Genomic DNA, 26246 nt, shown 5'->3' on the forward strand with positions numbered 1-26246 from the left:
CTGATGCCCCGATTCAACCTTCTCCTGTGCGCTGCGCTGTTGTGCGGCTGCTCGTTGGCCTCTGACTACCAGCGCCCAGGCCTACCCGTCGCCCTCCACTACCCGCAAGGGCCGGCCTACCCCGGCGATGTGCACAAGCACCCGGCCGTCGAGGACTGGCGCCAGGTGTTCCACGACCCAGCGCTGCGCCAACTGATCGACAGCGCCCTGGCCAATAACCGCGACCTGCGCAGCGCGGCGCTCAATGTCCAAGCCTACCGCGCCCAATACCGCATTCAGCGCGCCGAGCTGCTGCCAAAGGTCTCGGCCAATGGCCAGGGCCAACGCGAGTACCTGCCGCGGCGCATGACCGGTGCCGATCAGGGCATGATCCGTTCCACCTCGGCGGCGACGCTGGGTGTGAGTGCTTATGAGCTGGACCTGTTCGGTCGCTTGCGCAGCCTCAGTGACCAGGCGCTGCTGACCTACCTGGCCAGCGACCAGGCCCGCCGCAGCACCCAATTGAGCCTGATAGCCAGTGTCGCCAGCGTGTACCTGACCTGGCGTGCCGACCAGGAACTGCTGCTACTGGCCAACCAAACCCTGGCTGCAGACGAGCGCAGCCTGCGCCTGACCGCCAACCAGCGCCGCGCCGGCACGGTGTCGGCCCTGGACCAGATCCAGGCGCGGACCAGCGTCGACAGTACCCGCGCGGCCGTCGCCCGCTACAAACGCCAAGTCGCCCAAGACCTCAACCAACTGACGCTACTGGTGGGCGCCCCTGTGGCCGACGACCTCGGCGCCTTGCCGCTGGCCGACGAACAAATCGCCGGCTTGCAGGCCGGACTGCCGTCAGACCTGCTGCAACGGCGCCCGGACATCCTCCAGGCCGAGTATCAGCTGCGCGCCGCCAACGCCGATATTGGCGCCGCCCGTGCGGCATTCTTCCCGAGCATCAGCCTGACCGCCAATGCCGGCAGTACCAGCCCAGCGCTCAGCGGGCTGTTCGACGCAGGATCAGGGACCTGGTTGTTCCAGCCACAGATCAACCTGCCGATCTTCACCGCCGGCAGCCTGCGCGCCAGCCTGGACTATGCCAAGTTGCAGAAGGACATTCAGGTGGCGCAGTACGAAAAAGCAATTCAGGGCGCTTTTCAGGAAGTGGCAGACGGCTTGGCGGCGCGAGCGACTTATCAGCGGCAGTTGCAGGCACAGCGCGACTTGGTGACCTCCAGCCAGCGTTACTACAACCTTGCTGAACACCGCTACCGGATCGGCGTGGACAGCAGCCTGACCTTTCTCGATGCGCAACGCTCGTTGTTCAGTGCCCAGCAGGGGTTGATCAATGACCGCCTGGCGCAGTTGGTGGCAGAGGTAAATCTGTATGCGGCGTTGGGAGGTGGGTGGCGAGAGAACTTGGACTTGCGGGGGGCTTCGGCTGTGAGGGCGAACTAAGCGGCGCTGGGGGGGCGTAAGTGGGTCTTAGGCTAAATAGGCCGCGTTTTGTTGTTCCAAGGACGATGCGACTCAAGAAATCGGGAGCACATCCAGAGTGGATAGAGTGGATGCAGAGCGGCTCAGGGTAACGCAGTAGCGACAGTGCGCATGCAAACAGCCCAGCGCGAGGCTGGGCTATGGCGTTTCAGCCTGGACGGTCTACTGGCAGAGGCCGCAAGGATCTTCAACAGGAACGAAAACAAAGGGCGCTACCACTTCAATCTCGCCGTTTTCCAACACCCATGAAGGGGGGGCAGGCATAGGCGATGCATCTGTGACAATCTGCTGCGCGACTGCGAGAAAAAAAGGTGAACCTGAGTGCTCAGTTATTCTTTGTCGCAACAGATTGCCCTTGGCATCGAGGACAAAAGCAACCTTGACGATTCCGCGTAAATTTCGAACACGCGCCTCTTCCGGGAACGTCTTGAATAGAGCAATTTGGTGTAGTACCTGGCTTACCCACAGGTTTTGCTCGGCCTGCTCCTGTGGGCTCGGCCCGCTTTGGCACCCTGCGAGTACGGCCACCATCAAGGCTAGAGCTGGTATCAAGTTGCGCATGCGTTCTCATTTTCCCTAAAAGTCACAGAGTAACTCTGCTCCAAGTGTTGCGAGCGTCCGGTGAACCCACCTCGTGTAAGGCAGGCCGGCCCCAGTGTAACGTGATAGCAATCGCAGGATCCCACTTGACCGAGCCCACGCAGGCACATCATTACATCCTCCAGCGCGCTCTGCTGCGGAGTGACCCATGCGGGTAAACGAGTGACCACGTCGATGCTACGCCACAGTTGGGATGACGCGCGCGCGGAGGCAGTCAGGAGGCGACCGAAGCGGGGGCTATATTCGGATTCAGCTCGGTTTCGGTACCGCCACCCTGGAAGCGCTGAATCCTGGCTTGGCGCTCAACTGGCGGCGCAGCAGATCGATTTCCTTGAAGTCCCCGGCACTCTTACCGTCCTTGAGGATCAGCTGCACGAGTCGGGCTTCCAGGGCGCCGCCGATGCGCTCTACGTTGTCTGCCCGGTCCCACTCGTCTCGGGCCTTCCAGCTGTGGACGGTCTTCTCCTTCTCGTCCAGGTAATCGGCAATATCAGTGATGCGCCAACCGGTCCAGTACAGGAACTTGGCGTGTCGGCGCTAGTCGGTGGTCGGTTGGGCTGTAGTGTTCATGGCGCCGATGCTGACGCTCACGCGCGCGCTGCCCCACTGGCGCACCCTGTAGCCCACCCTCCTACAAAGCCGCCGCGTTGCCGTACAGCAGCGCTTTGCGGACCATGCCCTCATCGCTAGGCACAACGCCACTGCACTGAGGACAGCCCGAATGGCCGCAAGCACCGCACCCGCCAAGAAACTTCGTTCCGACTGGTTCCGCATCCCAATCAGTGCTGCTCCGTTTTCCGGCGGTGTCATTGGCCTGCTGGGCGTCGAGTTCACCCGCGCCACCGCGAAGAAGTTCTTCACACGCAAAGAGGGAACCGCATGACCACACTTCGACACGGCGATCGCTCACAGGCTGTTCGCGAGCTGCAGCGCCTGCTCAACGCCAACGGCGCCGAATTGGACGCCGACGGTGCCTTTGGCGATGCAACCGAGGCGGCAGTCCGGACCTACCAGGGGAAGGTCGGGCTCGTCTCCGACGGCAAAGCCGGCCCGAAGACCATGGCCAGTCTGCAAGGCCTGGACATACGCAAGCTCCTCAGACATTCGGATCTGCTGCAGGCCTCCGCTCGCCTCGGCGTGCCGGTCGCGGCTGTGTACGCCTTGAACGAAGTTGAATCGAAGGGCCGCGGCTTCCTGGACAATGGAAAGCCGGTGATCCTCTTTGAGCGCCACGTCATGTACAAGCGTCTGCAACTGGCTGGTTCGCCGGGCGATGACCAGGAGCAGTTGCTCCACCGCGCCGATCTGCTGGCCAAGCAGGCGCCGAACCTGGTCAATCCAAAAGCCGGCGGCTACATCGGCGGAAGCGCCGAGCATCAGCGCCTTGCTCAGGCCCGGCAGCTGGATGAAGTAGCGGCACTGGAGTCCGCGAGCTGGGGTGGCTTCCAGGTAATGGGCTACCACTGGCAGCGTCTGGGTTACTCCAGCGTGCATGATTTTGTCGACGCAATGATCCGCAGTGAAGCAGACCACCTGGAAGCCTTCGTCCGCTACATCGAAGCCGACGCCAATCTGCTCAAAGCCTTGAAAGCCCAGAAGTGGGCAACGGTAGCCAAGCTCTACAACGGCCCGGACTACCAGCGGAACCTGTACGACGTGAAGCTGGAGCGCGCTTTCGAGCGGCACCAGAACCGCGCTTTGGTGGCGGCATGAGCGAGCGAGGGCAGAAACATCGCTTCCCATATCGAGAACTTATCCAGCGCATGACGAGCCTGTCACCAACTGGGGGATGCAGGGCTGTGCTTCTGCCGGCGGGGACTGACATCGAGGAATGTCAGAAGATCGCCGACGCACTAAAACAGGTGATGCCTACCCCGCCATTGGTGATCTGCGGCGATCTGCAGGCTCTCGATGAAGCAGACATGAACGCGGCCGGCTGGTATCGAAAATGATTGGCTTGCGCGAAGGGCTGTTGGCCGGAGCTTTGTTTGCTGCGGTTTCGGCTGGCCTGTGGGGGTGGGGCCAGCAGGTCTTGCTAGGGACTGAGAAGGGAAAATCAAAGGCCCTCCAGGACCAACTCACCACAGCCCAGGGCGAAGCCCGCGACAACCTGGCCGCTGCCAACACATTGAAAACCACCCTGGAGCGTGAACGCGAGAGCCAAGCCAAGCTGCTGCTGATACAGGGCGAGCTCCGCGCAGGGCTGGCGAACCGCGAAAGCCAGATCGAGGACCTCAAGAATGAGAACGAAGAACTTCGCAACTGGGCTGATCAGCCTATTCCTGGTGCTGCTCGCCGGCTGCGGCAGCGTCCTGCGATCACCGGAGCCGCCGCCTACCATCAGTGGCTGTCCCGTGGTGGTGCCTTGCCAACTGCCGGCGACGAAGCCAGCCCGGAACGGCCATCTACTGACTGATCAAGAGCGTACCGAGCTGGCCTGGGCCGAATGCGCTGCCCAAGTCGACGCAGTATTCCAGTACCAGGTGACCCATGAACAAACCCGATAGTCTTCGTGACCTCCTGCTGCAGGCCGTGCCCGGGCTGAGGAAAAACCCCGAGCGTCGGTTGATGTTCATTGATAAAGGCAAGGTCCGCTGCACGGCGGCTGCGAGTCTGTAGTTCGAATACAGCTACACCCTGCAGATGATCTTGACCGACTTCGACGGGCACACTGACAGTGTGATGATCCCAATCCTAGACTGGCTGCGGGTCAATCAATCCGAATTGCTCGTAAACATGGACAAGTCTGCCGAGGGTCTCAAGTTTGAGGCCGATATGCTTGACCGCAGCAAGGTGGATCTCAGCCTCACCCTGCCATTAACTGAGCGCGTGATCGTGACTCGCAGAGGTGGCGGCGGCTTTGCTGTCGCGCACGCCGCCGAGCCCCAATACGAGGGCTACGCCGAGCAGGGGTCTGTCACTCTATTTGCGGATGGCGAACCGATCACCACCTGGCATCGACGGCGATGATCTTCAAGCACTACGCGAAGTGGATCAGCGAGGACGGCCCTGATGTGGTGGGGTTGTTGAATCAGGCGTTCAGGTTGACCTGAACGCACAAAAAAGGGGCCGCAAGGGCCCCTTTCTTCTGCCTGTCATTCCCAAAGTGTTCCCAAAACGCTCCCATTTGCGGGTTCAGCGGTGGCGAACATCAATGAAATCAAGCACTTGTGTGGCGGAAGCGTAGAGATTCGAACTCTAGGATAGTTGCCCATCGACGGTTTTCAAGACCGTTGCCTTAAACCACTCGGCCACGCTTCCGGATACAGCGGGCGCCATAATACCGTAATGAAACACGCTGTCAAACTCTCTGTGTCGCGGCCTGCGGTGGCTCTGGTATGCTCTCAGCATCCATAGGTTTCTACCCACAGGAGTGTCGCCATGCGCGAACAGGATTATGCCCTACAACACGGCCAGCAGGCCGAGCAGCTGGAGGTCAGCAAGGTCCTGCGTAACACCTACAGCTTGCTGGCGCTTACCCTCGCATTCAGCGGTCTAATGGCGTTCGTTGCGCAGCAGATGCGTGTCGGCTACCCGAACATCTTCTTGGTGCTGATCGGCTTCTACGGCCTGTTCTTCCTCACTGCCAAACTGCGTGACTCGGTCTGGGGCCTGGTCTCGACCTTCGCTTTGACCGGCTTCATGGGCTTCATCCTTGGCCCGATCCTCAACCGCTACCTCGGCATGGCCGGTGGTGCGGAAGTGGTCAGCTCGGCATTTGCCATGACTGCACTGGTGTTTGGTGGTCTGTCGGCCTACGTGCTGATCAGCCGTAAAGACATGAGCTTCCTCAGCGGTTTCATCACTGCTGGCTTCTTCGTCCTGCTGGGCGCGGTGGTTGCGAGCTTCTTCTTCCAGATCAGCGGCCTGCAGCTGGCGATCAGCGCTGGTTTCGTGCTGTTCTCGTCGGTCTGCATTCTGTTCCAGACCAGCGCGATCATTCACGGCGGCGAGCGCAACTACATCATGGCGACCATCAGCCTGTATGTATCGATCTACAACCTGTTCATCAGCCTGTTGCAGCTGTTCGGCATCATGGGTCGTGATGACTGATCGTTGATTGACCGGTAACGCAAAAAAGCCCGCTTCGGCGGGCTTTTTTGTGGGCGACGTTTGGCGGTGGCCGACATTACCAGCCGTATCCAGCCAGACGCTGGGCTGAACCGCTGCATTTAGGCTACCCGAATCAGCCAGCGGCCCTTAGAATGCGCTCCTTTTTTCTTCCGGGGCAGCTACCCATGAGTTCGATCGAACAAGGGCCCGGCGCGGCAGCGCCTGACAATGAACTGGTCCTTGGCCTGGAGGACAAGCCGCGGCCGCTGATTGCCATGCTCGCTGCCCTGCAGCATCTGCTGGCGATCATCGTGCCGATCGTTACCCCGGGCCTGCTGATCTGTCAGGCGCTGGGTGTTTCCGCGCGGGATACCAATCTGATCGTATCGATGTCGCTGGTGATCTCGGGGATTGCCACCTTCGTCCAATGCCGCCGCTTCGGGCCGTTTGGTGCGGGGCTGTTGATCGTACAGGGCACCAGTTTCAACTTTGTCGGGCCGTTGATTGCCGGTGGTGCATTGATGGTCAAGCAAGGCACGCCGGTTGAGGGTGTGATGGCGGCGATCTTTGGTGTGGTGATTGCCGGCTCCTTCGTCGAGATGGGCGTGTCGCGCATTCTGCCGTTCATCAAACGCCTGATCAGCCCGCTGGTGACCGGCATCGTGGTGCTGATGATCGGTCTGACCTTGATCAAGGTCGGCTTGATCAGCATGGGCGGTGGCTTCACGGCAATGGCCAATGGCACTTTTGCCAACGGCGAAAATCTGCTGCTGTCGGGCGTGGTGCTGGCGATCATCGTGCTGCTCAACCGCATCCCGGTGGTGTGGATGCGCAGTTGCGCCATCGTCATCGCGCTGGCGGCGGGCTATGCCCTGGCCGGTTACATGGGCCGGCTGGACTTTACCGGAATGCATGAGGCGGCACTGTTCCAGGTACCGACGCCGTTGCACTTTGGCCTGAGTTTCTCGTGGGCGTTGTTCATTCCGATGCTGGTGATCTATCTGGTGACGTCGCTGGAAGCCATAGGTGACGTAACGGCGACCAGCAAGGTTTCGCGTGAGCCGGTCGAAGGCCCGGTTTGGATGCAGCGGATCAAGGGTGGCGTGCTGGTCAACGGCGCCAACTCGCTGCTGGCTGGGGTGTTCAATACCTTCCCGAGTTCGATCTTTGCGCAGAACAATGGCGTGATTCAGCTGACCGGGATTGCCAGCCGCCACATTGGTATCTGGATCGCTGCCATGCTGGTATTGCTGGGTTTGTTCCCGAGCGTTGCCGGGGTGATTCAGGCAGTGCCGGAGCCGGTGCTCGGTGGCGCAGCGATGGTGATGTTTGGCGCCGTTGCTGCTTCGGGGATCAATATCCTCGCCAGCACGCGGCTGGACCGGCGTGCCCTGCTGATCATCGCGGTATCGCTGGCCTTGGGCCTGGGCGTGGCGCAGGTGCCGGAGTTTCTTGCGCACATGCCGTCGGCGCTGCGTAACGTGCTGGAATCGGGCGTGGCCACCGGTGGCATCTGCGCGCTGGTACTGAACTGGTTCTTGCCCGAGAGCAAGGCGCAACAGTGAGCATTGCCCCACCGGTAGCGGTGGCGGGGTTGTTTTGCTTTATCATGGTCGGATCACGTTGCAAGAGCCTCCCATGAAATTCGCCATCGCGGTTTTTTCCCCGGCCCATGCGCCCTCCTCGCGTCGCGCCCTGCGCTTCGCCGAGGCGACGCTGGCCGGCGGGCATCAGATTGCCCGCCTGTTCTTCTATCAGGACGGGGTGCACAGCGCCTCGGCCAACGTCGTCACGCCGCAGGATGAACTGGACGTGGCTGCGCAGTGGCGTGCGTTCATCGAAGGCAACCAGCTCGACGCAGTTGTGTGCATCGCTGCCGCCCTGCGCCGCGGCGTGCTGGATGCGACCGAAGCCAACCGCTACCAGCGCCCTGCCGTGAACCTGCCGGCACCCTGGGAGCTGTCGGGACTGGGCCAGTTGCACGAGGCGGCGCAGGTTGCCGACCGTCTGGTCTGTTTTGGAGGCGATTGAAGTGGCCAAATCCTTGTTGATCATCAGCCGCCAGGCACCGTGGAGCGGCCCGTCCGCACGCGAAGCGCTGGACATCGCCCTGGCTGGCGGCGCCTTTGATCTGCCGCTGGGCATGCTGTTCATGGATGACGGCGTGTTCCAGCTTGCCGCTGCCCAGCAACCGGCCTCGCTGCAGCTCAAAGACCTCGCTGCCAACCTGCAGGCGCTGCCGATGTTTGGCGTAGAAGAGCTGTTCGTGTGTGCCCACAGTGTGGCTGAACGCGGCCTGGACCCGGCCAGCCTGAGCTTGCCGGTCGAGCTGCTGGATGATGCAGCGCTGGCGGCATTGATTGGCCGTTTTGACCAAGTGGTAACGCTCTGATGACGACCCTGCATGTACTCAGCCATTCGCCCTTTGGCGACAATCGCCTGGCCAGCTGCCTGCGTTTGCTCGGCGCCAACGACGCCATCCTGCTCTGCGGCGATGCGGTTTACGCACTGCGCGCAGGCACCGCGCCGCAGCAACTGTTGCAAACGGCACGGTTGCAGCACCGCCTGTTCGCCCTCGCTGAGGATGTCCAGGCGCGTGCCATCGACAGCACCTTGGCCGAAGCGGTGGACTACCCCGCCTTCGTCGAGCTGTCGTTGCGCTTCGACAAAGTGAACAGCTGGCTATGAACGCATTGACTGTCGGCGAGCATCACATCGCCCTGGACAAGGACGGCTTTCTGCTCGACCTGCAAGACTGGTCCCCCGCCGTCGCCGAGGCTCTGGCCGAGCGCGAAGGTATCGCGCTGAGCCCCGAGCACTGGGAAGTGCTCGAGGTGCTGCGTGGGTTTTACCAGGAATACCAGCTGTCACCGGCCACGCGCCCGCTGATCAAGTACACCGCGCTCAAGCTGGGCGTGGAAAAAGGCAACAGCCCGCACCTCAATCGCCTGTTCAATGGCACTCCCGCCAAACTTGCCGCCAAGCTGGCGGGCCTGCCCAAGCCGACCAATTGCATATGACCGAGCAACTCCCCGAACCGCGCCCGCTGACCCTGCATACCCCTGCCGAGCACCCGTTCGCCGAATTCGTGCGCATCCTCGGCAAAGGCAAGCGCGGCGCCCGCGGCCTGAGCCGTGAAGAAGCCCGTGCGGCGATGACCTTGCTGCTTGAAGGCAAGGTCGAGGACACCCAATTGGGTGCCTTTCTCATGCTGCTGCGGCACAAGGAAGAAAGCGCTGAAGAGCTCGCCGGCTTCACAGAAGCTCTGCGCGCGCAACTGCAAGCCCCGCAGATCGCGGTCGACCTGGACTGGCCGAGCTATGCCGGCAAGAAGCGTCACCTGCCGTGGTACCTGCTGGCCGCCAAGTGCCTGGCAGGCAATGGCGTGCGCATCATGCTCCACGGTGGCGGCGCGCATACCGCCGGGCGCATGTATACCGAACAGGTGCTGGACCTGCTGGAGATTCCGCTGTGCCGCGACTGGGCATCACTCGCGCGCGCCTTGGACGAGCAACAGTTGGCGTTCTTCCCACTGCAGGACTGGGCGCCGCAGTTGCAGCGCATGATCGACTTGCGCAACACCCTTGGCCTGCGTTCGCCGATCCACTCACTGGCACGGGTGCTTAACCCACTGGCGGCGCGCTGCGGCCTGCAGAGTATCTTCCACCCGGGCTATCAGGCCGTGCACCGTGAAGCCAGCCGTCTGCTTGGCGATCACGTGATTGTGGTCAAGGGCGATGGTGGTGAGATCGAGATCAACCCGGACGTGGCCAGCCACCTGTACGGCACCAGCGGCGGCGAGAATTGGGACGAAGAATGGCCCGCCATGAGCGCCCAGCGCCATGTCAAACCGGCCTCCCTGCAACCCGAGCATCTGCTGGCGGTCTGGCGCGGCGAGGCGCAGGACAGCTATGGCGAAATGGCCGTGGTCGCCACCATGGCGCTGGCCCTGCGTGGTCTGGGTAAGGATCGCGATCAGGCCTTTGCCGACGCGCAGCGGTTGTGGGCGGATCGCAACAAGATCGACTAATTCGATAGATACCACGCAGTCTTTGCGCTATTTATTCGAACGCTAGTCCCTAGACTGGGCTCCAAAGACAAATCACTTTTGTACAAGGAGCTCGGCATGGGCCTTTTGATTGACGGTCGCTGGCATGACCAGTGGTACCAGACCAGCAAGGACGGCGCGTTTCAGCGCGAGAACGCACAACGGCGCAATCAGCTGCCCAAGGCCGAAGCCGGTCGCTATCACCTGTATGTGTCGCTGGCCTGCCCATGGGCGCACCGCACTCTGATCGTGCGTGCACTCAAAGGCCTTGAGCCGTTGATCGATGTCTCGGTGGTGAGCTGGCTGATGGGCGAGCATGGCTGGACCTTCGATCAGCAGCAAGGCTCCAGCGGTGATCACATCGATGGCCTGCAGTACATGCACCAGCGCTACACTCGCGACGACCCCAACTATACCGGTCGCGTCACGGTGCCGGTGCTGTGGGACAAGCAGGAACAACGCATCGTCAACAACGAGTCAGCCGAGATCATCCGTATCTTCAACAGCGCCTTCAATGCGCTGACCGGCAACCACCTCGACCTCTATCCCGAAGCCCTGCGCCCTACCATCGATGCGCTCAACGAGCGGATCTACCCGGCCATCAACAATGGTGTCTACCGGGCGGGCTTCGCAACTTCGCAGGAAGCCTACGAAACCGCGTTCGATGAGGTGTTCAACGAACTGGAGCATCTCGAGCAGCTACTGAGTGGCCAACGCTACCTGGCGGGCGAGTACCTGACCGAAGCCGACGTGCGCCTGTTCACCACGCTGGTGCGCTTCGATGCGGTGTATCACGGCCACTTCAAGTGCAACCTGCGCCGCCTCAGCGATTACTCGAACCTGTCCAACTGGCTGCGCGAGCTGTATCAGTGGCCGGGCGTGGCCGAAACGGTAAACATGGAGCACATCCAGAAGCACTACTACCTCAGCCACAAGACAATCAACCCCAACGGCATCGTGCCCAAGGGCCCGCTGCAGGACTTCAACGCGGCGCATGATCGTCAGCGCTTGCCGGGTAAAGGTATCTGGCAAGGCGCTTGAGCCGGGCCTGCCACCGCGGTCTACGCGGTGGCATCTCAAGCGCAGTCAGTCGCGCATGAAGCCGCCGTCCACGTCCATGATCTCGCCGGTAACAAAGCCCGCCTCGACCGACGCCAGAAAGCACACCGCGGCAGCAATATCCCGCGGCGTGCCCGCCCGGCCCAAGGGCATCTGCGCCAGCACCTGAGCGCGTGCCTGCGGTGCCAGCGCAGTAGTCATTTCAGTGTCGGTGAGCGCCGGTGAGACTGCATTGACTGTGATATCGAAAGGCCCGGCCTCGCGCGCCAGACCTTTGGTCAGTGCGATGACCGCGCCCTTGGCGGCGGCATAGCAGCTGTTCCCCAGCAACCCTCCTCCACGCTTGCCAGCCACCGAGGCGATATTGATGATGCGCCCGCAGCGGCGGTCCATCATGCCCGGCAGCACCGCCTTGGCACAGAAGAACACACTGTTGAGGTCGATCGCCATGACCCGGTTCCACTCTGCCGTGGTCAGCTCCAGCAGCGGTACGGTGGAGACGATGCCGGCATTGTTGACGAGGATATCGACCGGCCCAAGCAGCCGCTCGACCTCATCGACCATCGCCAGCACCTGCTCCTCCTGAGCCACGTCCACGGCCACGCCGATGGCCTGAATGCCCTGCGCACGCAGCGCTTCGGCAGCTCGTTCGGCTGCAATCGGATCAAGGTCGGCCAGGGCCACCTGGGCCCCGCAATGACCAAGCGCGACGGCAATCGCATGGCCGATACCGCGGGCGGCACCGGTCACCAAAGCGGTGCGGCCAGCGAGGCTGAAGTTCATCGGGGCGTAAGCGGCAGCTGTACTCATTATTGTTATGTCCTTGATGAAGGGCGAACTCGGGCTCACCCCCTGCGCAGCAAGGGGTGTTCAAGCAAAGAGGATCAGGTGGAATGCGGCTCAGGCGCGGCGGCAGGCGTCCAGCGCCAGCTGTTCCTTGAGCGGCGGGATATCCAGCCGACGCAGTACCCGGTACAGCGAGGGCCGGCAGATGCCCAGCTCGCGTGCGGCCGCCGACATGTTCCAACGGCAGGTCTGCAGCACTTCCAGCACATCGGCGCGCTCGTCACCGGCGCGGCTCGGGCGGATCGGTGTCACGTTCGGCACTACCACGCGCACAGGTGCGCTAGCGGCCGGCAGCTGGGCGATAAAGTCCACTGGCAGGTCGGCGCGGGTGATCCGCGCGCCTTCCATCACCGCACAGGCGTAGCGAATCACCGCACGCATCTGGCGCAGGTTGCCCGGCCAGGCGTGGGTCAACAGCAGCGACCAGACCTCGGCGCTGATCACCTGGCGTGGATCACACCCCGGCAGTTCATGGGCGACCATGTTGCACAGCAGTTCGCCGCGGTCAGTGCGCTCGCGCAGCGGCGGCAGTTCGACCACGCCGGTGGCGATGCGATAGAACAGGTCTTCCCGGAAACTGCCGTCGGCTACCCGCGTTGACAAGTCCTGGTGGGTTGCGCAGACCAGGGCAAAGTTGACCGGTACGCTGCGTTCGGCACCCAGCGGGGTCACCTCACGTTCGGCGATTACCCGCAGCAGGCGAGTCTGCTGCTCGTAAGGCATGTCGCCGATCTCGTCGAGAAACAAGGTGCCGCCATCCGCCTGCTGCACCTTGCCCTTCTTGCCGCCGGGCAATGCCCCGGAAAACGCACCACGGCTGTAGCCGAACAGCTCGCTCTCGATCAGCGTCTCCGGGATCGAGGCACAGTTGAGCGCCACCATCTGTGCGGCGCGACGTTGACTGTGGGCATGCAGGGCGCGGGCGAGGATCTCTTTGCCGGTGCCGGTTTCACCGCGGATCAATACCGCGATGCCGCGCTCCATCAAGCGCAGCGCCCGGCGAAACGCCTGGCGCACTTGCGGGTCACTGTCGTGGGCGATATCGGTTTCGGCAACTTCGGCGTGGCAAGCAGCGGGGTCGGTCAGGGAATGCATCAGCGTCACCTTTTATTGTTCTATAGCTTGTGACTATGTCGGCGGGCGACGCTTGTGGCGTGGCCGTGGCCGATGGGGTGTGGCCTGATCACATTAGGTAGGCGGACTTATATTTTCCAATACATAATCAAGCATCCACTGATACCTTTGCGAGCATCATGATCGAACTTCGCCATCTGCAGTACTTCCGCACCCTGGCCGAGACCCTGCACTTCGGCCGCGCCGCCGAGCGCCTGCATATCTCCCAGCCGCCGCTGTCGCGGCAGATTGCCCTGCTGGAAGAGGAACTTGGGGTGAAGCTGTTCGACCGCTCACGGCGCCGGGTCGAGCTGACCGAGGCCGGGCAGCGCTTTTACCTGGATACCGGCACGGTGTTCGCCGCCTTCGAGCAGGCCAAGCGTAACGCCCTGGCAGCGGCACGCGGCGCTGCGGGCGAGTTGTCGGTGGGGTTCATGATGTCGACCGCCTACAGCATCACCCCGGCCATCACCCGCCGGTATGCTGCGTTGTTCCCGCAGGTCAATCTGAAGCTGACCGAGACCTTGCCGCTGGACCTGGCACAGGACATCAGCAGCGGCCACAAAGACGTCGCCATCATGTACCGACCGCAGGACTGCAGCGGGCTGGAGACGGTCACGCTGTACCGCGAAGAGATGACCCTGGTGCTGCCACCCGGCCACCGCCTGATGCAGCAGGAGCTGATCGAGCCGCAATCATTGGCGGGCGAGCCGTTCATCATCGTGCCGCGGCGAATCGCCCCGGCGCTGCATGACATGATCTGCAACTACTGCCTGCAACACGGCGTGACACCGAACATCGGCATGGAGATCAACCTGCAGCAGACCATCGTCAACCTGGTCGGCGAAGGCCTGGGCGTGGCCATCGTGCCGCGCTCAATGCGCAACATGCGCCTGGCCACCACCAGCTTCAAGCCGCTGCGCGATGCACCGGTGATCGAAGTGGTAGCGGTATGGAAGGCAGACAACCACAACCCGTGCATTGCCACCTTCGTCGAGGCGGCGCTGCAGGCCGGCGAGCAGGCTACGCGTGAGGACCACGCGCAGCGGCTGCTGGAGGGATAACCCTCAGATTTCGAGGATGCCCGAAGCCATGAACCCGCCGTCCACCGGGATCACATGGCCACTGATGTAGGAGGCATCCTCGGACGCAAGAAACGCCACCGCACCAGCCATCTCCGCCGGCGTGCCATAGCGGCGCAGCGGCACCGCGCGGGCATACGACTCACGGGTGGCCGCCGAATGCAGCGCCTGAGTCAGCGGCGTATCCACCGGCCCTGGCGCGATGCCGTTGACGGTGATGCCGTGCTCGGCCAGCTCCACGGCCATCTGCCGGGTCAGGCCGATCACCGCCGCCTTCGACGTGCCATAGGCGGTACGGCCCATGCTGGCGCGCATGCCGCTGATCGAGGCGACGTTGACGATCCGCCCCCAGCCCCGTTCGCGCATCAGCTGCGCGGCGTGCTGGCTGCAGAGCAAGGTGCCGGTCAGGTTGATATTCATCAGGCGCTGCCAGCCTTCAAGCTCGGTATCGAGAAACGCCTGAGTGCGCGCCACGCCGGCATTGTTGACCAGCACATCGCAGCGGCCGAAGCGCTCGCGCAGCGCGGCGAACAATGCGCTGATCGACTGCGCATCACCGACATCGATGACCATCGCCTGGGCCTCGATGCCCTGCACCCGCAGCCCGGCGACCATCTCCTCTGCCGCCGCCAGGTTGATATCGGCCACCACTACCGTGTGGCCATCGTGGCCGAGGCGCTCGGCAATGGCAGCGCCGATGCCCATGGCAGCCCCGGTCACCACGGCCACCCGACCATAGCCCGGCGCGTTGCGTGTTGTTGTTTTCGCAGCTTGGCTCATGACAGGACTCTCTTAAAGGAAACCAATGGAAATCCACGGGAAGCAGGCCACTACCGCCAGCGCTACCAGCAGCGCCCCGAGGTAACCCCAGACGCGGCGAATAACGTGGTCGGACGAGGTTTTGCTGATGGCGCAGGCGGCGTAGAAACCCACCCCCAACGGCGGTGCGAACAAGCCCACGCCCATCGCCAGGATCACCACCATGGCGTAGTGCACCGGGTGAATGCCGAGCATCTCTGCCAGCGGGAACATCAACGGCCCGAACAGGACGATGGCCGGAATGCCTTCGAGCACGCTGCCCAGAATCAGGAACACCAGAATCGTCACCACCATGAAGCCGAAGGTGCCGCCGGGGATTTCCTCGATCAGCTCCACCAGCGAGGCGGAGAAGCCAGATTGAGTCAGTGCCCAGGCCATCGCCGAGGCCATGCCGATGATCAGCAGGATCGCCCCCGACAGCGACGCCGCTTCCAGCAGCATCGGATACAGCCGGGCAAAGTCGATATGGCGCATGAACAAGTGCATGACCAGGCCGACCAGCACCACGTAGGCGACACCAATCGTCGACACCTCGGTCGCGGTCGCCGCGCCTTCGAGCACTGCCACGCGGATCAGCAACGGCAGGGCCAAGGCTGGCAAGGCGATGAGGAAGGTCTTGCCGACCCGCGACATCGGCGCGCGCTCGATCTTCGGCGCGTCTTCCTTGCGTGAACGCCACCAGCACACCGCCGCAATGGCAATGGTCGCGACCACGGCAGGCATCAGGCCGCCGATGAACAGCGCGGTAATCGAAACGCTGCACACCGCACCGATGGTGATCAGCACCAGGCTCGGCGGAATGGTCTCGGTCATGGCCCCGGTAGCGGCCAGCAGCGCCGCCAGTTCCTCGGGCTTGGAGCCGCGTTTTTTCATTTCAGGGAACAGCGCCGGTGCGACTGCAGCCATGTCGGCCACTTTCGAGCCGGAAATCCCCGACACCAGAAACATCGCCCCCAGCAGCACATACTGCAGGCCGCCACGGACATGACCGAGCAGCGAGGCCATGAAGTCGATCAGCGTGCGAGCCATGCCCGACAGCTGCAGCACCACGCCGAGCAGCACGAACAGTGGCACCGCCAGCAGGACCAGATGCGACATGCCCTCGTCCATCCGGCCGACCACAATCGACAGCGGCGCATGGGTCACCAGCGCCAGATAGGCCATGGTCGCGGTGCCGAAGGCAAAGGCAATCGGGATACCGCCAAACACGCAGGCGCCGAGCAGCACCAGGAAGAACACCACCAGATTGTAGTTACCCATGGCCGCCAGCAGCGGCTGCGCCAGCCACAACACCGCGGCCACTGCCGCAACCACCACCAGCCCAGCCATGAACTGGCGCACCGTCGAATAACGCGTCATCCGCGCCACCGCAGCCAGCAGCATCAAAACCGCGCCAACCGGCAAGGCCGCCGCCCGCACACCGTCGGGAATGCCCAGCGCCGGCGTGGTGATCGACATCTGCTCGTGGGAGTGTTCCATGGCCGGTGAGATGATCATCGCCACGAACAAACATACGATCAGCGCCGACAACGTCTCGCTGAACCCGCGCCAAGCAATCGGCAGCTTGTTGACCAAGGCCGACATGCGCATGTGCTCGCCGCGGTCCAGCGCCAGCACTGCGCCGAACATCGACAGCCAGATAAACAGCGACGAGGCCAGCTCGTCGGTCCAGATCAGTGGGCTGTGCAGCACATAACGGGAGATCACCCCCGCCAGCAGCACCAGCGTCTCGATTACCATCAAGGTAACGGCGAGTGCGCCAACCACGCGCATGATCCAGCTGTTCAGACAGATCAGCGCCCGGGCCGGCAGGCGCAGCGATTGATTGGGGGCCATGACGGCTGGCGCGCTCATCAGGCCAGCTTCCCGGAGAATTGCTCAAGAATCGCCCACGCCTCGTCACCGAACTTGCCATGCCAGTCGGCATAGTAATTGGCGCTGCGCAGCTTCTCGCGGAACGGCTCTGCCGGCGACTCGACCAGCTCCAGGCCTTTGCCCTTGAGGGTGTCGCGGGTGCTGCCTTCAAGGGTGGCAAGGTCGGCGCGCTGGGCCATCACTGCCTTCTCGATGTGCTTGCGCAGCACCTCTTGCAGTTCCGGTGGCAGGCGCCCGATCGAAGCGCTGTTGCCCAGCATCCAGAAGCCGTCCCAGACGTGGTTGGTCAGCGAGCAGTATTTCTGCACTTCATACAGCTTGGCCGATGACACCAGGGTCAGCGGGTTTTCCTGCCCTTCGACGATGCGCGTCTGCAACGCCGAATACACTTCGGCAAAGTTGATGCTGGTCGGCGCCGCATCCAGCGCACGGAAAATCGACATGATGATCGGGCTTGGCGGCACCCGCAGCTTCATCCCGCGCAGGTCATCCGGGGTGGCCACCGGGCGCGTGCTGGTGGTGGTCACGCGGAAGCCGTTGTCCCACATCCGCTCGTAGGCGAACAGGGTGCCGGTCTTGGCGATCTCGCTGCGCACGTGGGCGCCGAGCGCGCCGTCCATGGCACTCCAGACCTGCTGATAGTCCTTGAAGGCAAAGCCCACGGCGCTGATCTGCACCGATGGCACCATGGTGCCGAGGATCACCGGCGACAGTGAGAACAGGTCAACCGCCCCCGAGCGCACCTGCGCCAGGGTATCGGTGTCGCTGCCCAGCTGGCTGCTGGGGAACACCTGCACGCTCAAAGCGCCGTTGGTTTCCTCCTTGATCGCCTTGGCCATTTCCCGGGCGCGGATATTCATCGGGTGGCTGATGGGCAAGTTGTTGGCAAACTTCAGTTTGAAGTCCGCGGCGCGGCTGTTGCCGCTGTACAGGCCCATCCCGGCAGCGGCAACAGCAGCCCCTGCCAGCGAGGCGGTCTTGATAAAGGAACGGCGGGTGAAATCGCTCATGAAGCTCTCCTGACCTATTTGTTCTTATTGATCGAGTTGCGGCGATGATAGGCATGTTGTTAGCAATACGGGTGCCACGCTTGAGTAACAGCGCTCAGCAGGCCCCTTTGCAGGCTCGCAAGCACCGGGCAAGCGACTGATTTATCTTGAGAAAATATTTATTCGAGGGCTTGTTAGATTTTGTGACAGGCCTGCCAGAGGCGCCCAGCAGGTGTAACAGGTGTCTCCTTGAACTGTCGCCCTGGCAGCCAGGGCGACACCTGTAGACCGGCATTCGCTACCGACAACCACCCTCTTGCGCCAGCAAAGCCCCAGCCTAGAGGGCTATTACCGAGCTTGGCACCGCCCTTGCTATTGACCTCGCAAACAACATCATGCGAGGACGCACCTCATGGATTCCCCGGTAATCAGCGGTTGGTACCATTCCCCATTCGGCAGGTTTCCCGATATCGACCCCGAGCAGATGATGGCCGATGCCGCCATCGGCGCCCTGCAGCACGCCGGGCTCGACGCCGAGCAGATCGACTCGGTTCACGTCGGCCACTTCAATGCAGGCCTGATCTACCAGGACTTCCCTTCCGCGCTGCTGGCCAATCATCTGCCGGCGCTGCGCTTCACCCCGTCGGTGCGGGTTGAAAACGCCTGTTCCACAGGCTCCGCAGCGATCCATTCGGCGCTGCAGGCCGTGCTCAGCGGCCAGGCCCGCCATGCCCTGGTGGTGGGCTTCGAGAAGATGAACGGGCTGCCCACCGCCGAAGTCGGCAAGATCCTGCTCAAGTGCTGTTATGCCCGCGAAGAAGCGCAGATCGAAAACGGCTTTGCTGGTGTGTTCGGCAACATCGCCCAGGCCTACTTCGAGCGCCACGGCGATCAGTCCGACGCGCTGGCGATGATCGCTGCAAAAAACCACGCCAACGGCGCCCTCAACCCGTTTGCTCATATGCGCCGGGATGTCGGCTATGACTTCTGCCGTAACCCGTCCGAGAAAAACCCGTTTGTGGCCGGCCCGCTCAAGCGCAGCGACTGCTCGCTGATTACTGATGGCGCTGCGGCGCTGGTGATCAGCCGTGCCGAACAACTGCCCGGGCAACAACCGGCTGTGCGCTTGCGCGCTGCGGTACAGGTCAACGATTACCTGCCGCTGTCACGCCGCGACCCGACCGTGTTCGAAGGCGCCGCACGCGCCTGGCAGCAGGCCTTGAGCGAGGCCGGCTTGAGCCTGGCCGACCTGTCACTGGTCGAGACCCATGACTGCTTCACCATCGCCGAACTGCTCGAATACGAAGCCATGGGCCTGGCCCCGCGCGGCCAGGGCGCGCGGGTGATTGCCGAAGGCATCAGCCGCAAGGATGGCCGCCTGCCGGTCAACCCGTCGGGCGGGCTCAAGTCCAAAGGCCACCCGATCGGCGCTACCGGCGTGTCGATGCACGTAATGGCCGCCATGCAGCTAACCGGCCAGGCTGGCGACATGCAGCTGCCACGGGCTGACCGTGCCGGGGTGTTCAACATGGGCGGCGCGGCGGTAACCAACTACGTCAGCATCCTGGAGGCTGTGCAATGACCGGGATCGACAATGTCATGAACCTCGGCGAGCTGCTCGCCCAGATCGCCCGGCGCCTGCCCGATGCCCCCGGCTTCATCCGCGGTGCCGACAGCTACAGCTGGCAGCAACTGCTGACCCGCGTCGACAGCGTCGCCGCGGCCCTGCGCGAGCGTGGCCTGGGCAAGGGCGACAAGCTGCTGGTGCACTCGCGCAATAATTTGCAGCTGTTCGAGAGTGCCTGGGTAGCGTTCCGCCTGGGCATGGTCTGGGTACCGACCAACGTGCGCATCACCCCGCCCGAAGCGGCTTACCTGGGCAGCTCCAGCGGCGCGGTGGCGATGCTCTACGACGATGGCATGGCGGCCTATGTCGACGCGGTGCGCGAAGCTTCGCCAGCACTGCGCGTGGTCATCGCCATCGGCGCCCCGCGTGACGGCGAGCTGAGCTACGACGCCCTGCTCGACCAAGGCGCGCCACTGCAACCAGCGTTTCGCCCAGCCGAGGTCAACTACCACGACCCGCTGTGGTTCTTCTACACCTCCGGCACCACCGGCCACCCCAAGGCGGGCATCCTCACCCACGGCCAGATGGCGTTCGTCATCAACAATCACCTGGCCGACCTTATGCCCGGCCTGAACCCAAACTCGCGCTCGCTGGTGCTGGCGCCATTGTCCCATGGCGCCGGTATCCATGCCCTGATCAACGCCGCCCGTGGCGCCGCCTGCGTGCTGCCGGCCGGCGACCGGCTGGACTGCGACGAAGCCTGGCGGTTGATCGAACAGCACCGGGTCGACAACCTGTTCACCGTGCCAACCATCGTCAAGATGCTCACCGAAGACCCGGCCGTCGACCGTTACGACCACAGCAGCCTACGCTATGTGATCTACGCGGGCGCGCCGATGTACCGCGCCGATCAGTGCCACGCCCTGCGCACCCTGGGCAAGGTGCTGGTGCAGTACTACGGCCTTGGCGAAGTGACCGGCAACATCACCGTGCTGCCGGCGGACTGCCACGATGCCGAGGACAGCCCCCAGGCCAAGGTCGGCTCCTGCGGCTACCCGCGCACCGGCATGCAGGTGGCCATCCTCGATGAGCACGGCACTGAACTGCCAACCGGCAGCGATGGCGAGATCTGCGTACGCGGCCCGGCGGTGTTCGCCGGCTACTACAACAATCCCAAGGCCAACGCCGAGTGCTTCCGCCATGGCTGGTTCCATACCGGTGACCTCGGCCACGTTGACCAGGAGGGTTATCTGTTCATCACGGGGCGCGCCTCGGACATGTACATCTCCGGCGGCTCCAACGTATATCCACGCGAGATCGAAGAGGCGCTGCTGACTCATCCGGCAGTCACCGAAGTCGCAGTACTGGGGCTGCCCGACGAGAAGTGGGGCGAGTGCGGCTGCGCCGTGATCGTGGTCACTGCCGAGGTCAGCGACGAGCAACTGTTGGCCCACCTGGAGCCACGCCTGGCCCGCTATAAATGGCCGAAGCGTTTTGTGCGCTGGACCGAGATGCCCAAGTCCGGCTACGGCAAAATCGTCAAAAAACAGATCCGCGCCCTGCTCGACGCCAGCGAGGCGGTGCTATGAACCCGCATTTTGAAGAGCGCAACGGCGTGCGCGTATTCATCCACGGCGGCCAACCGCAACAGCCGCGCTTGCTCGACTGTGAAGTGCCGGACTGCGAAGAACTGCGCGTAGTGCTGCCACTGGCCTGCAACGTTGCCCAGGGCCTGCTGCAGGCGCTGGAGGGCCGCCGCTATCGCAGTGCGGTCGGGCGCATCCTGTGTGGCGGCGCGGCGCACCTGAGCTATCACCGCATGGTCACCACCACTGACCAGCAACGGCCCTACGACTACGGCCAGGCGGTGGTGCTGGACGGCTATATCACCTTTGTCAGCGGCGCCATCACCGTCGGCCGCGATGCCCACGGCGCGCCGCTGCTGCACTGCCACGCCGGCTTCATCGACCGCGACGGCCAGCAGCATGGCGGCCATCTGGTGCTCGACCGGTTGGTGGTCGGCAGCGAGCCGCTGGTGCTGCGCCTGTGCCTGTTCGACCAGGTCGCGTATCAGGTCAAGCCTGATGCCGAAACCCACTTCAACCTGCTTCATCCGGTGTTCCAGGAGGCGTCATGAACACTGCAGCAATCCAGAGCGAAGCGCAGGTACAGAGTGGCCGGCTTGGCCGCCTTGTAGTGGCCCGGCTCAAGCCCAACGAAGACATCATCGACAGCGCCGAAGCCCTTTGCGCCAGCCACGGCATCAGCCTGGCGGTGGTCCGTGGCGGCCTCGGCAGCCTGATCGACGGCGAGTTGCAGTACCTGGGCCGCAGCGGCATGCAGGATATCCATGTACCAGGCCCAGGGGTGGAAATCCTCAGCCTCAGTGGTGAAATCGCCCCCGGCGCGAGCAGCCTGCAAGCGGTGCTGGCCGACGCCGACGGCAAGATCTTCGCCGGCCGCCTGCAGCGTGGCCGCAACCTGTCGTTCATCACCGTCGAGCTGACCTTGCAGGAATGGCTGCCTGACTGACTGCCCTCACTGAAGAGCATCACCCGGGCGTTGCCGCGCCCGGCTTTCTTGCGCCCGCGCGTTGGGCGCCCCACTGCATCAGGAAAACAACAATGACAAGAAAGCCCTTAATGCACCTTTCACTGCTGACCGCTACCAGCGCCCTGCTCGTCCCCGCCGCCCAGGCGGCCTTCATCGAAGATGGCAAGGCCACGCTCAACATGCGCAACTACTACTTCAACAATGACATGCGCGACCGCGCCGGTGCCGCCGGGCAAAGCAAGACGGCCGAATGGGCGCAAGGCTTCATGCTCGACTACAAGTCAGGCTTCACCGACGGCACGGTCGGCTTTGGCGTCGATGCCCTCGGCCTGCTTGGGGTGCGCCTGGACGGCGGCGCCGGCAATCATCGCGGCAGCTCGATGATCCCCGACGACAGCGACGGCAGCGCTGTCGACGAATGGAGCCGGCTGGGCCTGACCGGCAAGATGCGCTTGTCCAAAACCGAAGCGCGCTACGGCACCTTGCAGCCCAAGCTGCCGATTCTGGTGGCCAACGATGGTCGGGTACTACCGCAGACTTTTGAAGGCGGCATGCTCACCTCGCAAGAAATCGACGGCCTGACCCTCATCGGCGGGCGCCTCGAGCATGCCACCGGGCGCGCCTCGACCAACCGCTCAGGGCTGGCCGTGGCGGGCGGCACCGAGCAAAGCAACGAGTTCATCTTCGCCGGTGCCGACTATCAACTGAGCAAGGCGCTCAAGCTGCAGTACTACGCCGCCCAGCTCGAAGACTATTACGTGCAGCACTTCGGCGGCCTGGTGCATGTATGGGCACTGAGCGACAACCAGTCGCTGACCACCGACCTGCGCTACTTCAAGACCGATGCAAGCGGGCGCAACGATTCGGCCAGCGGGCGCGGCGAGGGTTATCGCGTCAGTGGCCTGGCCGATACACCGGGCAAGATCGACAACGATACCTGGAGCGCCATGTTCACCTATGCCATTGGCGGCCACAGCGTACTGCTCGGGCATCAGCGCGTGTCCGACAGTGGCAACTTCGTTCAGCTCAACCAGGGCAATACCGGCGAAGGCGCCGCAGGGTCGAGCATCTACCTGTTCACTGACCGCCTGGTGACCAGCTTTACCCGCGCTGGCGAGCGCACCACTTTTGGTCAATACGGCTACAATTTCGCCGCACTCGGGGTGCCAGGGCTGGTGGCATCGGTCACCTACCTGAAGGGCACGAATATTCGCATGGCCTCAGGCGGCGACGAAAAGGAATGGGAGCGCGATATCGCCCTGGATTATGTGGTGCAGGGCGGCACCTTCAAGGGGCTGGGGTTCAGCTGGCGCAATGGCATGTTGCGCAGTGGCGTGCCCAGCGAGTGGGATCAGGATCAGAACCGCTTGACCGTCAGCTATTCAGTGCCGCTGTTCTAGGCCCACAACCCTGAAACGACTCGGGGCCATTGCAGCAGGTTTTTACAACCTGATCGCAATGGCCCCGAGTTTCAAACAGAACAGCGCAGCTTAGTCCTGAGTGCCTTCGAACCAGGCCAGCTTCTCGCGCAACTGCACCACCTCACCCACGATCACTAGAGTAGGCGCATGCACTTCATGCTCAGCCACCATCGCCGGCAGATCTGCCAACGTGCCGGTGAACACTCGTTGATTACGCGTGGTGCCCTGCTGCACCAAGGCCGCTGGCGTAGTCGCCGCACGGCCATGGCGAATCAGTTCGGCGCAAATCGTCGGCAAGCCGACCAGGCCCATGTAGAACACCAGAGTCTGCCCGGGTGAAACCAGATCGTGCCACGGCAGGTTGCTGCTACCGTCCTTCAGGTGACCGGTAACGAAGCGCACTGACTGCGCGTAATCACGGTGAGTCAGCGGAATCCCGGCGTAGGCCGAGCAACCGCTGGCAGCGGTGATGCCTGGGACTACCTGAAACGGAATACCATGCTCGGCCAGCTCTTCGATCTCTTCGCCACCGCGGCCGAAGATGAACGGGTCGCCGCCCTTGAGCCGCAATACGCGCTTGCCCTGCAAGGCCAGCTCAACCAACAGCTGATTGATCTGTTCCTGCGGCACCGAGTGATCGGCGCGGCGCTTGCCGACGTAGATCCGCTCGGCATCGCGCCGGCACATGTCGATGATCGCCGGTGCCACCAAGCGGTCGTACAGCACCACATCGGCCTGCTGCATCAGGCGCAAGGCACGGAAGGTCAGCAGGTCCGGATCACCCGGACCAGCCCCCACCAGATACACCTCACCGCCCTGCTGCACCGGTGCGCCGTCGACCATCGCCTGCAACAAACGCTCGGCTTCAGCGCTCTGCCCGGCCAGCTGACGCTCGGCAATCGGGCCCTGGAATACCGTCTCCCAGAAGCCGCGGCGCTGATTGACGTCCGGGTACAGCGATTTCACCTGATGGCGAAACCGCGCGGCAAGCCCGGCAAGCTCCCCATAGGCCGCCGGAATCCAGGCTTCCAGCTTGGCCCTGATCAGCCGCGCCAACACCGGCGCATCGCCGCCACTGGACACTGCTACCACCAACGGCGAGCGATCGACGATGGCCGGGAAGATCACCGTACACAGCGCCGGCGCATCGACCACATTGACCGGCAGGCTGCGTGCCTGCGCTTCGGCCGACACCTGAGCATTGAGCTGCGGATCGTCGGTGGCAGCGATCACCAGCCGGCACCCTTCCAGGTCCGTGACCTGGTAGCCACGCACCAGCACCTCGCCGCCGGTTGCCTCGGTCAAGCTGATCAGCTGGCTGTCGACCTGCGGCGCCACCACGCGCAGCGCGGCGCCGGCATCGGCCAGCAAGCGCGCCTTGCGCAGGGCGATTTCGCCACCGCCGACGACCAGTACCCGGCCGCCCTGCAACTTGTGAAACAGCGGCAGGTAATTCATTTAACCGATGACCTCGACGCCGCCCATGTACGGCTTGAGCACTTCCGGCACACGGATCGAACCGTCGGCCTGCTGGTAGTTCTCGAGCACTGCAACCAAGGTCCGGCCTACCGCCAGGCCGGAGCCGTTGAGGGTGTGTACCAGCTCGGGTTTGCCGGTTTCCGGGTTGCGCCAGCGCGCCTGCATGCGGCGCGCCTGGAAGTCGCCACAGTTGGAGCACGAGCTGATTTCGCGGAACTTGTCCTGGCTCGGCACCCACACTTCCAGGTCATAGGTCTTGACCGCACTGAAGCCCATGTCGCCGGTGCACAGGGCCAATACCCGGTACGGCAGCTCCAGCAGTTGCAGGACGCGCTCGGCGTTGGCGGTCAGGCCTTCCAGCGCTTCCATCGACTTGCTCGGCTCGACGATCTGGACCATCTCGACCTTGTCGAACTGGTGCTGACGGATCATGCCGCGGGTATCGCGGCCCGACGCACCGGCTTCACTGCGGAAGCACGGTGTGTGCGCAACGAACTTGATCGGCATTTGCTTGGCGTCGAGGATTTCGCCGGCAACGATGTTGGTCAGCGACACTTCGGCGGTCGGGATCAGGTAGAAGTCGGCTTCGCCTTCGCGGCTGATCTTGAACAGGTCTTCCTCGAACTTCGGCAGCTGGCCGGTGCCCTGCAAGGCAGGCGCCTGCACCAGGTACGGGGTATAGGCTTCTTCGTAGCCGTGCTCGCTGGTGTGCAGGTTGATCATGAACTGCGCCAGGGCGCGGTGCAGGCGGGCGATCGGGCCACGCAGCAGGGCAAAGCGTGCGCCGGAGAGCTTGGCCGCGGTCTCGAAGTCCAGGCCACCGCTGATTTCACCCAGGGCAACGTGGTCTTTGACCTCGAAGTCGAAGGCACGCGGGGTGCCCCAGCGGCGCACTTCGACGTTGCCGTCTTCATCGGCACCGACCGGCACGCTGGCGTCCGGCAGGTTGGGGATGGTCAACAGAATACCGTCCAGCTCAGCCTGGATCTCGTCCAGCTCGGTCTTGCCGGCCGCCAGTTCGTTGGCCATGCGCTCGACATCAGCCATCAGCGGGGCGATGTCTTCGCCCTTGGCTTTGGCCTGGCCGATCGACTTGGAACGGGCGTTACGCTCAGCCTGCAGCTGTTCGGTACGGGTCTGCACCGCCTTGCGGCGCTCTTCCAGTGATTCGATGCGCGCGACATCCAGGCTAAAGCCACGGGAGGCCAGGCGATCCGCCACTTCCTGAAGTTGGCCGCGTAACAGTTTGGCATCGAGCATATCGTTCTC

Annotated in this window: 27 protein-coding genes, 1 tRNA gene and 3 pseudogenes; 21 read left to right on the forward strand and 10 right to left on the reverse strand. The window is 63.2% G+C overall.

Annotated elements, in window-relative coordinates; genetic code table 11:
• Positions 1-3: 3 nt before the first annotated feature.
• A complete protein-coding gene (locus ACIOAU_RS16160) occupies positions 4-1434 on the forward strand; it encodes an efflux transporter outer membrane subunit (RefSeq protein ID WP_401183257.1) in 1431 nt (476 codons plus the stop codon).
• A gap of 201 nt (positions 1435-1635) precedes the next feature.
• On the opposite strand, the gene ACIOAU_RS16165 is transcribed toward ACIOAU_RS16160, so the two are convergent.
• Both ACIOAU_RS16165 and ACIOAU_RS16170 read right to left on the reverse strand, forming a co-directional pair.
• Positions 1636-2034, reverse strand: a complete 399-nt coding sequence (locus ACIOAU_RS16165) for an energy transducer TonB (protein ID WP_401183260.1) — start codon at positions 2032-2034, stop codon at positions 1636-1638.
• A 274-nt stretch (positions 2035-2308) separates the two neighbouring features.
• Positions 2309-2592: pseudogene (locus ACIOAU_RS16170) on the reverse strand (phage terminase small subunit-related protein); the annotation flags it as partial.
• Between the two features lie 202 nt (positions 2593-2794).
• On the opposite strand from ACIOAU_RS16170, the gene ACIOAU_RS16175 reads away from it, so the two are divergent.
• The 6 genes and pseudogenes from ACIOAU_RS16175 (at position 2795) to ACIOAU_RS16200 (ending at position 5043) form a co-directional block, all read left to right on the forward strand.
• Positions 2795-2956: a phage holin family protein gene (locus ACIOAU_RS16175; protein WP_401183262.1), complete on the forward strand. Its 162-nt coding sequence runs from the start codon at positions 2795-2797 to the stop codon at positions 2954-2956.
• A complete protein-coding gene (locus tag ACIOAU_RS16180; RefSeq protein WP_401183265.1) occupies positions 2953-3786 on the forward strand; it encodes an N-acetylmuramidase domain-containing protein in 834 nt (277 codons plus the stop codon). The genes ACIOAU_RS16175 and ACIOAU_RS16180 overlap by 4 nt, the downstream gene beginning before the upstream one ends.
• Entirely contained in the window at positions 3783-4025 is a 243-nt protein-coding gene (locus ACIOAU_RS16185) for a hypothetical protein (protein WP_150569937.1), read from the forward strand. The genes ACIOAU_RS16180 and ACIOAU_RS16185 overlap by 4 nt, the downstream gene beginning before the upstream one ends.
• Positions 4022-4393: pseudogene (locus tag ACIOAU_RS16190) on the forward strand (LysB family phage lysis regulatory protein); the annotation flags it as partial. The gene ACIOAU_RS16185 and the pseudogene ACIOAU_RS16190, both read left to right, overlap by 4 nt.
• Positions 4314-4580 (forward strand): Rz1-like lysis system protein LysC, encoded by a 267-nt coding sequence (gene lysC, locus ACIOAU_RS16195; protein WP_401183268.1) that lies wholly within the window; start codon positions 4314-4316, stop codon positions 4578-4580. The pseudogene ACIOAU_RS16190 and the gene lysC, both read left to right, overlap by 80 nt.
• Positions 4564-5043, forward strand: a pseudogene (locus ACIOAU_RS16200) (phage tail protein). Before lysC ends, ACIOAU_RS16200 begins: the two are co-directional and overlap by 17 nt.
• 203 nt (positions 5044-5246) lie before the next feature.
• Here ACIOAU_RS16200 and ACIOAU_RS16205 read toward each other — a convergent pair.
• Positions 5247-5334: transfer RNA gene (locus ACIOAU_RS16205), tRNA-Ser, on the reverse strand.
• Between the two features lie 120 nt (positions 5335-5454).
• On the opposite strand from ACIOAU_RS16205, the gene ACIOAU_RS16210 reads away from it, so the two are divergent.
• From ACIOAU_RS16210 to ACIOAU_RS16245, 8 genes are all read left to right on the forward strand, one after another.
• Entirely contained in the window at positions 5455-6126 is a 672-nt protein-coding gene (locus tag ACIOAU_RS16210) for a Bax inhibitor-1/YccA family protein (protein ID WP_401183271.1), read from the forward strand.
• 185 nt (positions 6127-6311) lie between these two features.
• The gene (locus ACIOAU_RS16215) at positions 6312-7691 is read left to right on the forward strand and encodes a nucleobase:cation symporter-2 family protein (RefSeq protein WP_101320788.1); all 1380 of its coding nucleotides are present in this window, start codon (positions 6312-6314) and stop codon (positions 7689-7691) included.
• Positions 7692-7764: 73 nt separating this feature from the next.
• Complete coding sequence (gene tusD / locus ACIOAU_RS16220) at positions 7765-8157, forward strand: sulfurtransferase complex subunit TusD (protein WP_150569909.1); 393 nt, start codon at positions 7765-7767, stop codon at positions 8155-8157.
• 1 nt (position 8158) lies between these two features.
• Positions 8159-8518: a sulfurtransferase complex subunit TusC gene (gene tusC / locus ACIOAU_RS16225; protein ID WP_181087509.1), complete on the forward strand. Its 360-nt coding sequence runs from the start codon at positions 8159-8161 to the stop codon at positions 8516-8518.
• The gene (tusB, locus tag ACIOAU_RS16230) at positions 8518-8814 is read left to right on the forward strand and encodes a sulfurtransferase complex subunit TusB (protein WP_188036297.1); all 297 of its coding nucleotides are present in this window, start codon (positions 8518-8520) and stop codon (positions 8812-8814) included. The genes tusC and tusB overlap by 1 nt, the downstream gene beginning before the upstream one ends.
• A complete protein-coding gene (locus tag ACIOAU_RS16235) occupies positions 8811-9146 on the forward strand; it encodes a TusE/DsrC/DsvC family sulfur relay protein (protein ID WP_101320796.1) in 336 nt (111 codons plus the stop codon). The genes tusB and ACIOAU_RS16235 overlap by 4 nt, the downstream gene beginning before the upstream one ends.
• Positions 9143-10156: a glycosyl transferase family protein gene (locus ACIOAU_RS16240; RefSeq protein ID WP_188036298.1), complete on the forward strand. Its 1014-nt coding sequence runs from the start codon at positions 9143-9145 to the stop codon at positions 10154-10156. Before ACIOAU_RS16235 ends, ACIOAU_RS16240 begins: the two co-directional genes overlap by 4 nt.
• Before the next feature lie 96 nt (positions 10157-10252).
• On the forward strand, positions 10253-11215 hold the full coding sequence (locus tag ACIOAU_RS16245; protein WP_401183277.1) for a glutathione S-transferase family protein: 963 nt from the start codon (positions 10253-10255) through the stop codon (positions 11213-11215).
• A 45-nt stretch (positions 11216-11260) separates the two neighbouring features.
• Here the strand turns inward: ACIOAU_RS16245 and ACIOAU_RS16250 are convergent, their stop codons facing one another.
• Together ACIOAU_RS16250 and ACIOAU_RS16255 are read right to left on the reverse strand one after the other, a co-directional pair.
• Positions 11261-12043 carry an SDR family NAD(P)-dependent oxidoreductase gene (locus ACIOAU_RS16250; RefSeq protein WP_219855889.1) on the reverse strand — a complete coding sequence of 261 codons (783 nt, stop codon included), beginning with the start codon at positions 12041-12043 and terminating at the stop codon, positions 11261-11263.
• Positions 12044-12133: 90 nt separating this feature from the next.
• On the reverse strand, positions 12134-13174 hold the full coding sequence (locus ACIOAU_RS16255) for a sigma-54-dependent Fis family transcriptional regulator (RefSeq protein ID WP_401183280.1): 1041 nt from the start codon (positions 13172-13174) through the stop codon (positions 12134-12136).
• A 158-nt stretch (positions 13175-13332) separates the two neighbouring features.
• Between ACIOAU_RS16255 and ACIOAU_RS16260 the strand changes: the two genes are divergently transcribed.
• The gene (locus ACIOAU_RS16260; RefSeq protein WP_101320804.1) at positions 13333-14256 is read left to right on the forward strand and encodes a LysR family transcriptional regulator; all 924 of its coding nucleotides are present in this window, start codon (positions 13333-13335) and stop codon (positions 14254-14256) included.
• Between the two features lie 3 nt (positions 14257-14259).
• On the opposite strand, the gene ACIOAU_RS16265 is transcribed toward ACIOAU_RS16260, so the two are convergent.
• From ACIOAU_RS16265 to ACIOAU_RS16275, 3 genes are read right to left on the reverse strand one after another with little or no spacing between them, the layout of a single operon-like run.
• Positions 14260-15054: an SDR family NAD(P)-dependent oxidoreductase gene (locus tag ACIOAU_RS16265; RefSeq protein WP_259072868.1), complete on the reverse strand. Its 795-nt coding sequence runs from the start codon at positions 15052-15054 to the stop codon at positions 14260-14262.
• Between the two features lie 12 nt (positions 15055-15066).
• Positions 15067-16947 (reverse strand): TRAP transporter large permease subunit, encoded by a 1881-nt coding sequence (locus ACIOAU_RS16270; RefSeq protein WP_401183284.1) that lies wholly within the window; start codon positions 16945-16947, stop codon positions 15067-15069.
• Positions 16947-17978 (reverse strand): TRAP transporter substrate-binding protein, encoded by a 1032-nt coding sequence (locus tag ACIOAU_RS16275; RefSeq protein ID WP_101320808.1) that lies wholly within the window; start codon positions 17976-17978, stop codon positions 16947-16949. Before ACIOAU_RS16275 ends, ACIOAU_RS16270 begins: the two co-directional genes overlap by 1 nt.
• A gap of 391 nt (positions 17979-18369) precedes the next feature.
• Between ACIOAU_RS16275 and ACIOAU_RS16280 the strand changes: the two genes are divergently transcribed.
• From ACIOAU_RS16280 to ACIOAU_RS16300, 5 genes are all read left to right on the forward strand, one after another.
• Positions 18370-19539 (forward strand): acetyl-CoA acetyltransferase, encoded by a 1170-nt coding sequence (locus ACIOAU_RS16280; RefSeq protein WP_401183287.1) that lies wholly within the window; start codon positions 18370-18372, stop codon positions 19537-19539.
• Positions 19536-21113 (forward strand): acyl-CoA synthetase, encoded by a 1578-nt coding sequence (locus ACIOAU_RS16285; protein WP_401183290.1) that lies wholly within the window; start codon positions 19536-19538, stop codon positions 21111-21113. Before ACIOAU_RS16280 ends, ACIOAU_RS16285 begins: the two co-directional genes overlap by 4 nt.
• Positions 21110-21661, forward strand: a complete 552-nt coding sequence (locus ACIOAU_RS16290) for a hypothetical protein (protein WP_101320814.1) — start codon at positions 21110-21112, stop codon at positions 21659-21661. The genes ACIOAU_RS16285 and ACIOAU_RS16290 overlap by 4 nt, the downstream gene beginning before the upstream one ends.
• Positions 21658-22056 carry a PPC domain-containing DNA-binding protein gene (locus tag ACIOAU_RS16295; RefSeq protein ID WP_101320816.1) on the forward strand — a complete coding sequence of 133 codons (399 nt, stop codon included), beginning with the start codon at positions 21658-21660 and terminating at the stop codon, positions 22054-22056. The genes ACIOAU_RS16290 and ACIOAU_RS16295 overlap by 4 nt, the downstream gene beginning before the upstream one ends.
• A 110-nt stretch (positions 22057-22166) precedes the next feature.
• Entirely contained in the window at positions 22167-23477 is a 1311-nt protein-coding gene (locus tag ACIOAU_RS16300; protein ID WP_401183294.1) for an OprD family porin, read from the forward strand.
• Between the two features lie 90 nt (positions 23478-23567).
• Here ACIOAU_RS16300 and cysG read toward each other — a convergent pair whose 3' ends face one another.
• Both cysG and serS read right to left on the reverse strand, forming a co-directional pair.
• On the reverse strand, positions 23568-24956 hold the full coding sequence (gene cysG / locus ACIOAU_RS16305; RefSeq protein WP_401183297.1) for a siroheme synthase CysG: 1389 nt from the start codon (positions 24954-24956) through the stop codon (positions 23568-23570).
• The gene (gene serS, locus ACIOAU_RS16310; RefSeq protein WP_101320823.1) at positions 24957-26237 is read right to left on the reverse strand and encodes a serine--tRNA ligase; all 1281 of its coding nucleotides are present in this window, start codon (positions 26235-26237) and stop codon (positions 24957-24959) included.
• Between the last annotated feature and the right edge of the window lie 9 nt (positions 26238-26246).

The organism is Pseudomonas sp. NPDC088322, from assembly GCF_044740745.1.
Taxonomy (GTDB): Bacteria; Pseudomonadota; Gammaproteobacteria; order Pseudomonadales; family Pseudomonadaceae; genus Aquipseudomonas; species Aquipseudomonas shirazensis.

Bases quoted from the DNA above. Each gene is read 5' to 3' on its own strand.
- ACIOAU_RS16160 (WP_401183257.1), top strand. From the start codon at position 4: ATGCCCCGATTCAACCTTCTCCTGTGCGCTGCGCTGTTGTGCGGCTGC.
- ACIOAU_RS16165 (WP_401183260.1), bottom strand. From the start codon at position 2,034: ATGCGCAACTTGATACCAGCTCTAGCCTTGATGGTGGCCGTACTCGCA.
- ACIOAU_RS16175 (WP_401183262.1), top strand. From the start codon at position 2,795: ATGGCCGCAAGCACCGCACCCGCCAAGAAACTTCGTTCCGACTGGTTC.
- ACIOAU_RS16180 (WP_401183265.1), top strand. From the start codon at position 2,953: ATGACCACACTTCGACACGGCGATCGCTCACAGGCTGTTCGCGAGCTG.
- ACIOAU_RS16185 (WP_150569937.1), top strand. From the start codon at position 3,783: ATGAGCGAGCGAGGGCAGAAACATCGCTTCCCATATCGAGAACTTATC.
- lysC (WP_401183268.1), top strand. From the start codon at position 4,314: ATGAGAACGAAGAACTTCGCAACTGGGCTGATCAGCCTATTCCTGGTG.
- ACIOAU_RS16210 (WP_401183271.1), top strand. From the start codon at position 5,455: ATGCGCGAACAGGATTATGCCCTACAACACGGCCAGCAGGCCGAGCAG.
- ACIOAU_RS16215 (WP_101320788.1), top strand. From the start codon at position 6,312: ATGAGTTCGATCGAACAAGGGCCCGGCGCGGCAGCGCCTGACAATGAA.
- tusD (WP_150569909.1), top strand. From the start codon at position 7,765: ATGAAATTCGCCATCGCGGTTTTTTCCCCGGCCCATGCGCCCTCCTCG.
- tusB (WP_188036297.1), top strand. From the start codon at position 8,518: ATGACGACCCTGCATGTACTCAGCCATTCGCCCTTTGGCGACAATCGC.
- ACIOAU_RS16235 (WP_101320796.1), top strand. From the start codon at position 8,811: ATGAACGCATTGACTGTCGGCGAGCATCACATCGCCCTGGACAAGGAC.
- ACIOAU_RS16240 (WP_188036298.1), top strand. From the start codon at position 9,143: ATGACCGAGCAACTCCCCGAACCGCGCCCGCTGACCCTGCATACCCCT.
- ACIOAU_RS16245 (WP_401183277.1), top strand. From the start codon at position 10,253: ATGGGCCTTTTGATTGACGGTCGCTGGCATGACCAGTGGTACCAGACC.
- ACIOAU_RS16250 (WP_219855889.1), bottom strand. From the start codon at position 12,043: ATGAGTACAGCTGCCGCTTACGCCCCGATGAACTTCAGCCTCGCTGGC.
- ACIOAU_RS16255 (WP_401183280.1), bottom strand. From the start codon at position 13,174: ATGCATTCCCTGACCGACCCCGCTGCTTGCCACGCCGAAGTTGCCGAA.
- ACIOAU_RS16260 (WP_101320804.1), top strand. From the start codon at position 13,333: ATGATCGAACTTCGCCATCTGCAGTACTTCCGCACCCTGGCCGAGACC.
- ACIOAU_RS16265 (WP_259072868.1), bottom strand. From the start codon at position 15,054: ATGAGCCAAGCTGCGAAAACAACAACACGCAACGCGCCGGGCTATGGT.
- ACIOAU_RS16270 (WP_401183284.1), bottom strand. From the start codon at position 16,947: ATGAGCGCGCCAGCCGTCATGGCCCCCAATCAATCGCTGCGCCTGCCG.
- ACIOAU_RS16275 (WP_101320808.1), bottom strand. From the start codon at position 17,978: ATGAGCGATTTCACCCGCCGTTCCTTTATCAAGACCGCCTCGCTGGCA.
- ACIOAU_RS16280 (WP_401183287.1), top strand. From the start codon at position 18,370: ATGGATTCCCCGGTAATCAGCGGTTGGTACCATTCCCCATTCGGCAGG.
- ACIOAU_RS16285 (WP_401183290.1), top strand. From the start codon at position 19,536: ATGACCGGGATCGACAATGTCATGAACCTCGGCGAGCTGCTCGCCCAG.
- ACIOAU_RS16290 (WP_101320814.1), top strand. From the start codon at position 21,110: ATGAACCCGCATTTTGAAGAGCGCAACGGCGTGCGCGTATTCATCCAC.
- ACIOAU_RS16295 (WP_101320816.1), top strand. From the start codon at position 21,658: ATGAACACTGCAGCAATCCAGAGCGAAGCGCAGGTACAGAGTGGCCGG.
- ACIOAU_RS16300 (WP_401183294.1), top strand. From the start codon at position 22,167: ATGCACCTTTCACTGCTGACCGCTACCAGCGCCCTGCTCGTCCCCGCC.
- cysG (WP_401183297.1), bottom strand. From the start codon at position 24,956: ATGAATTACCTGCCGCTGTTTCACAAGTTGCAGGGCGGCCGGGTACTG.
- serS (WP_101320823.1), bottom strand. From the start codon at position 26,237: ATGCTCGATGCCAAACTGTTACGCGGCCAACTTCAGGAAGTGGCGGAT.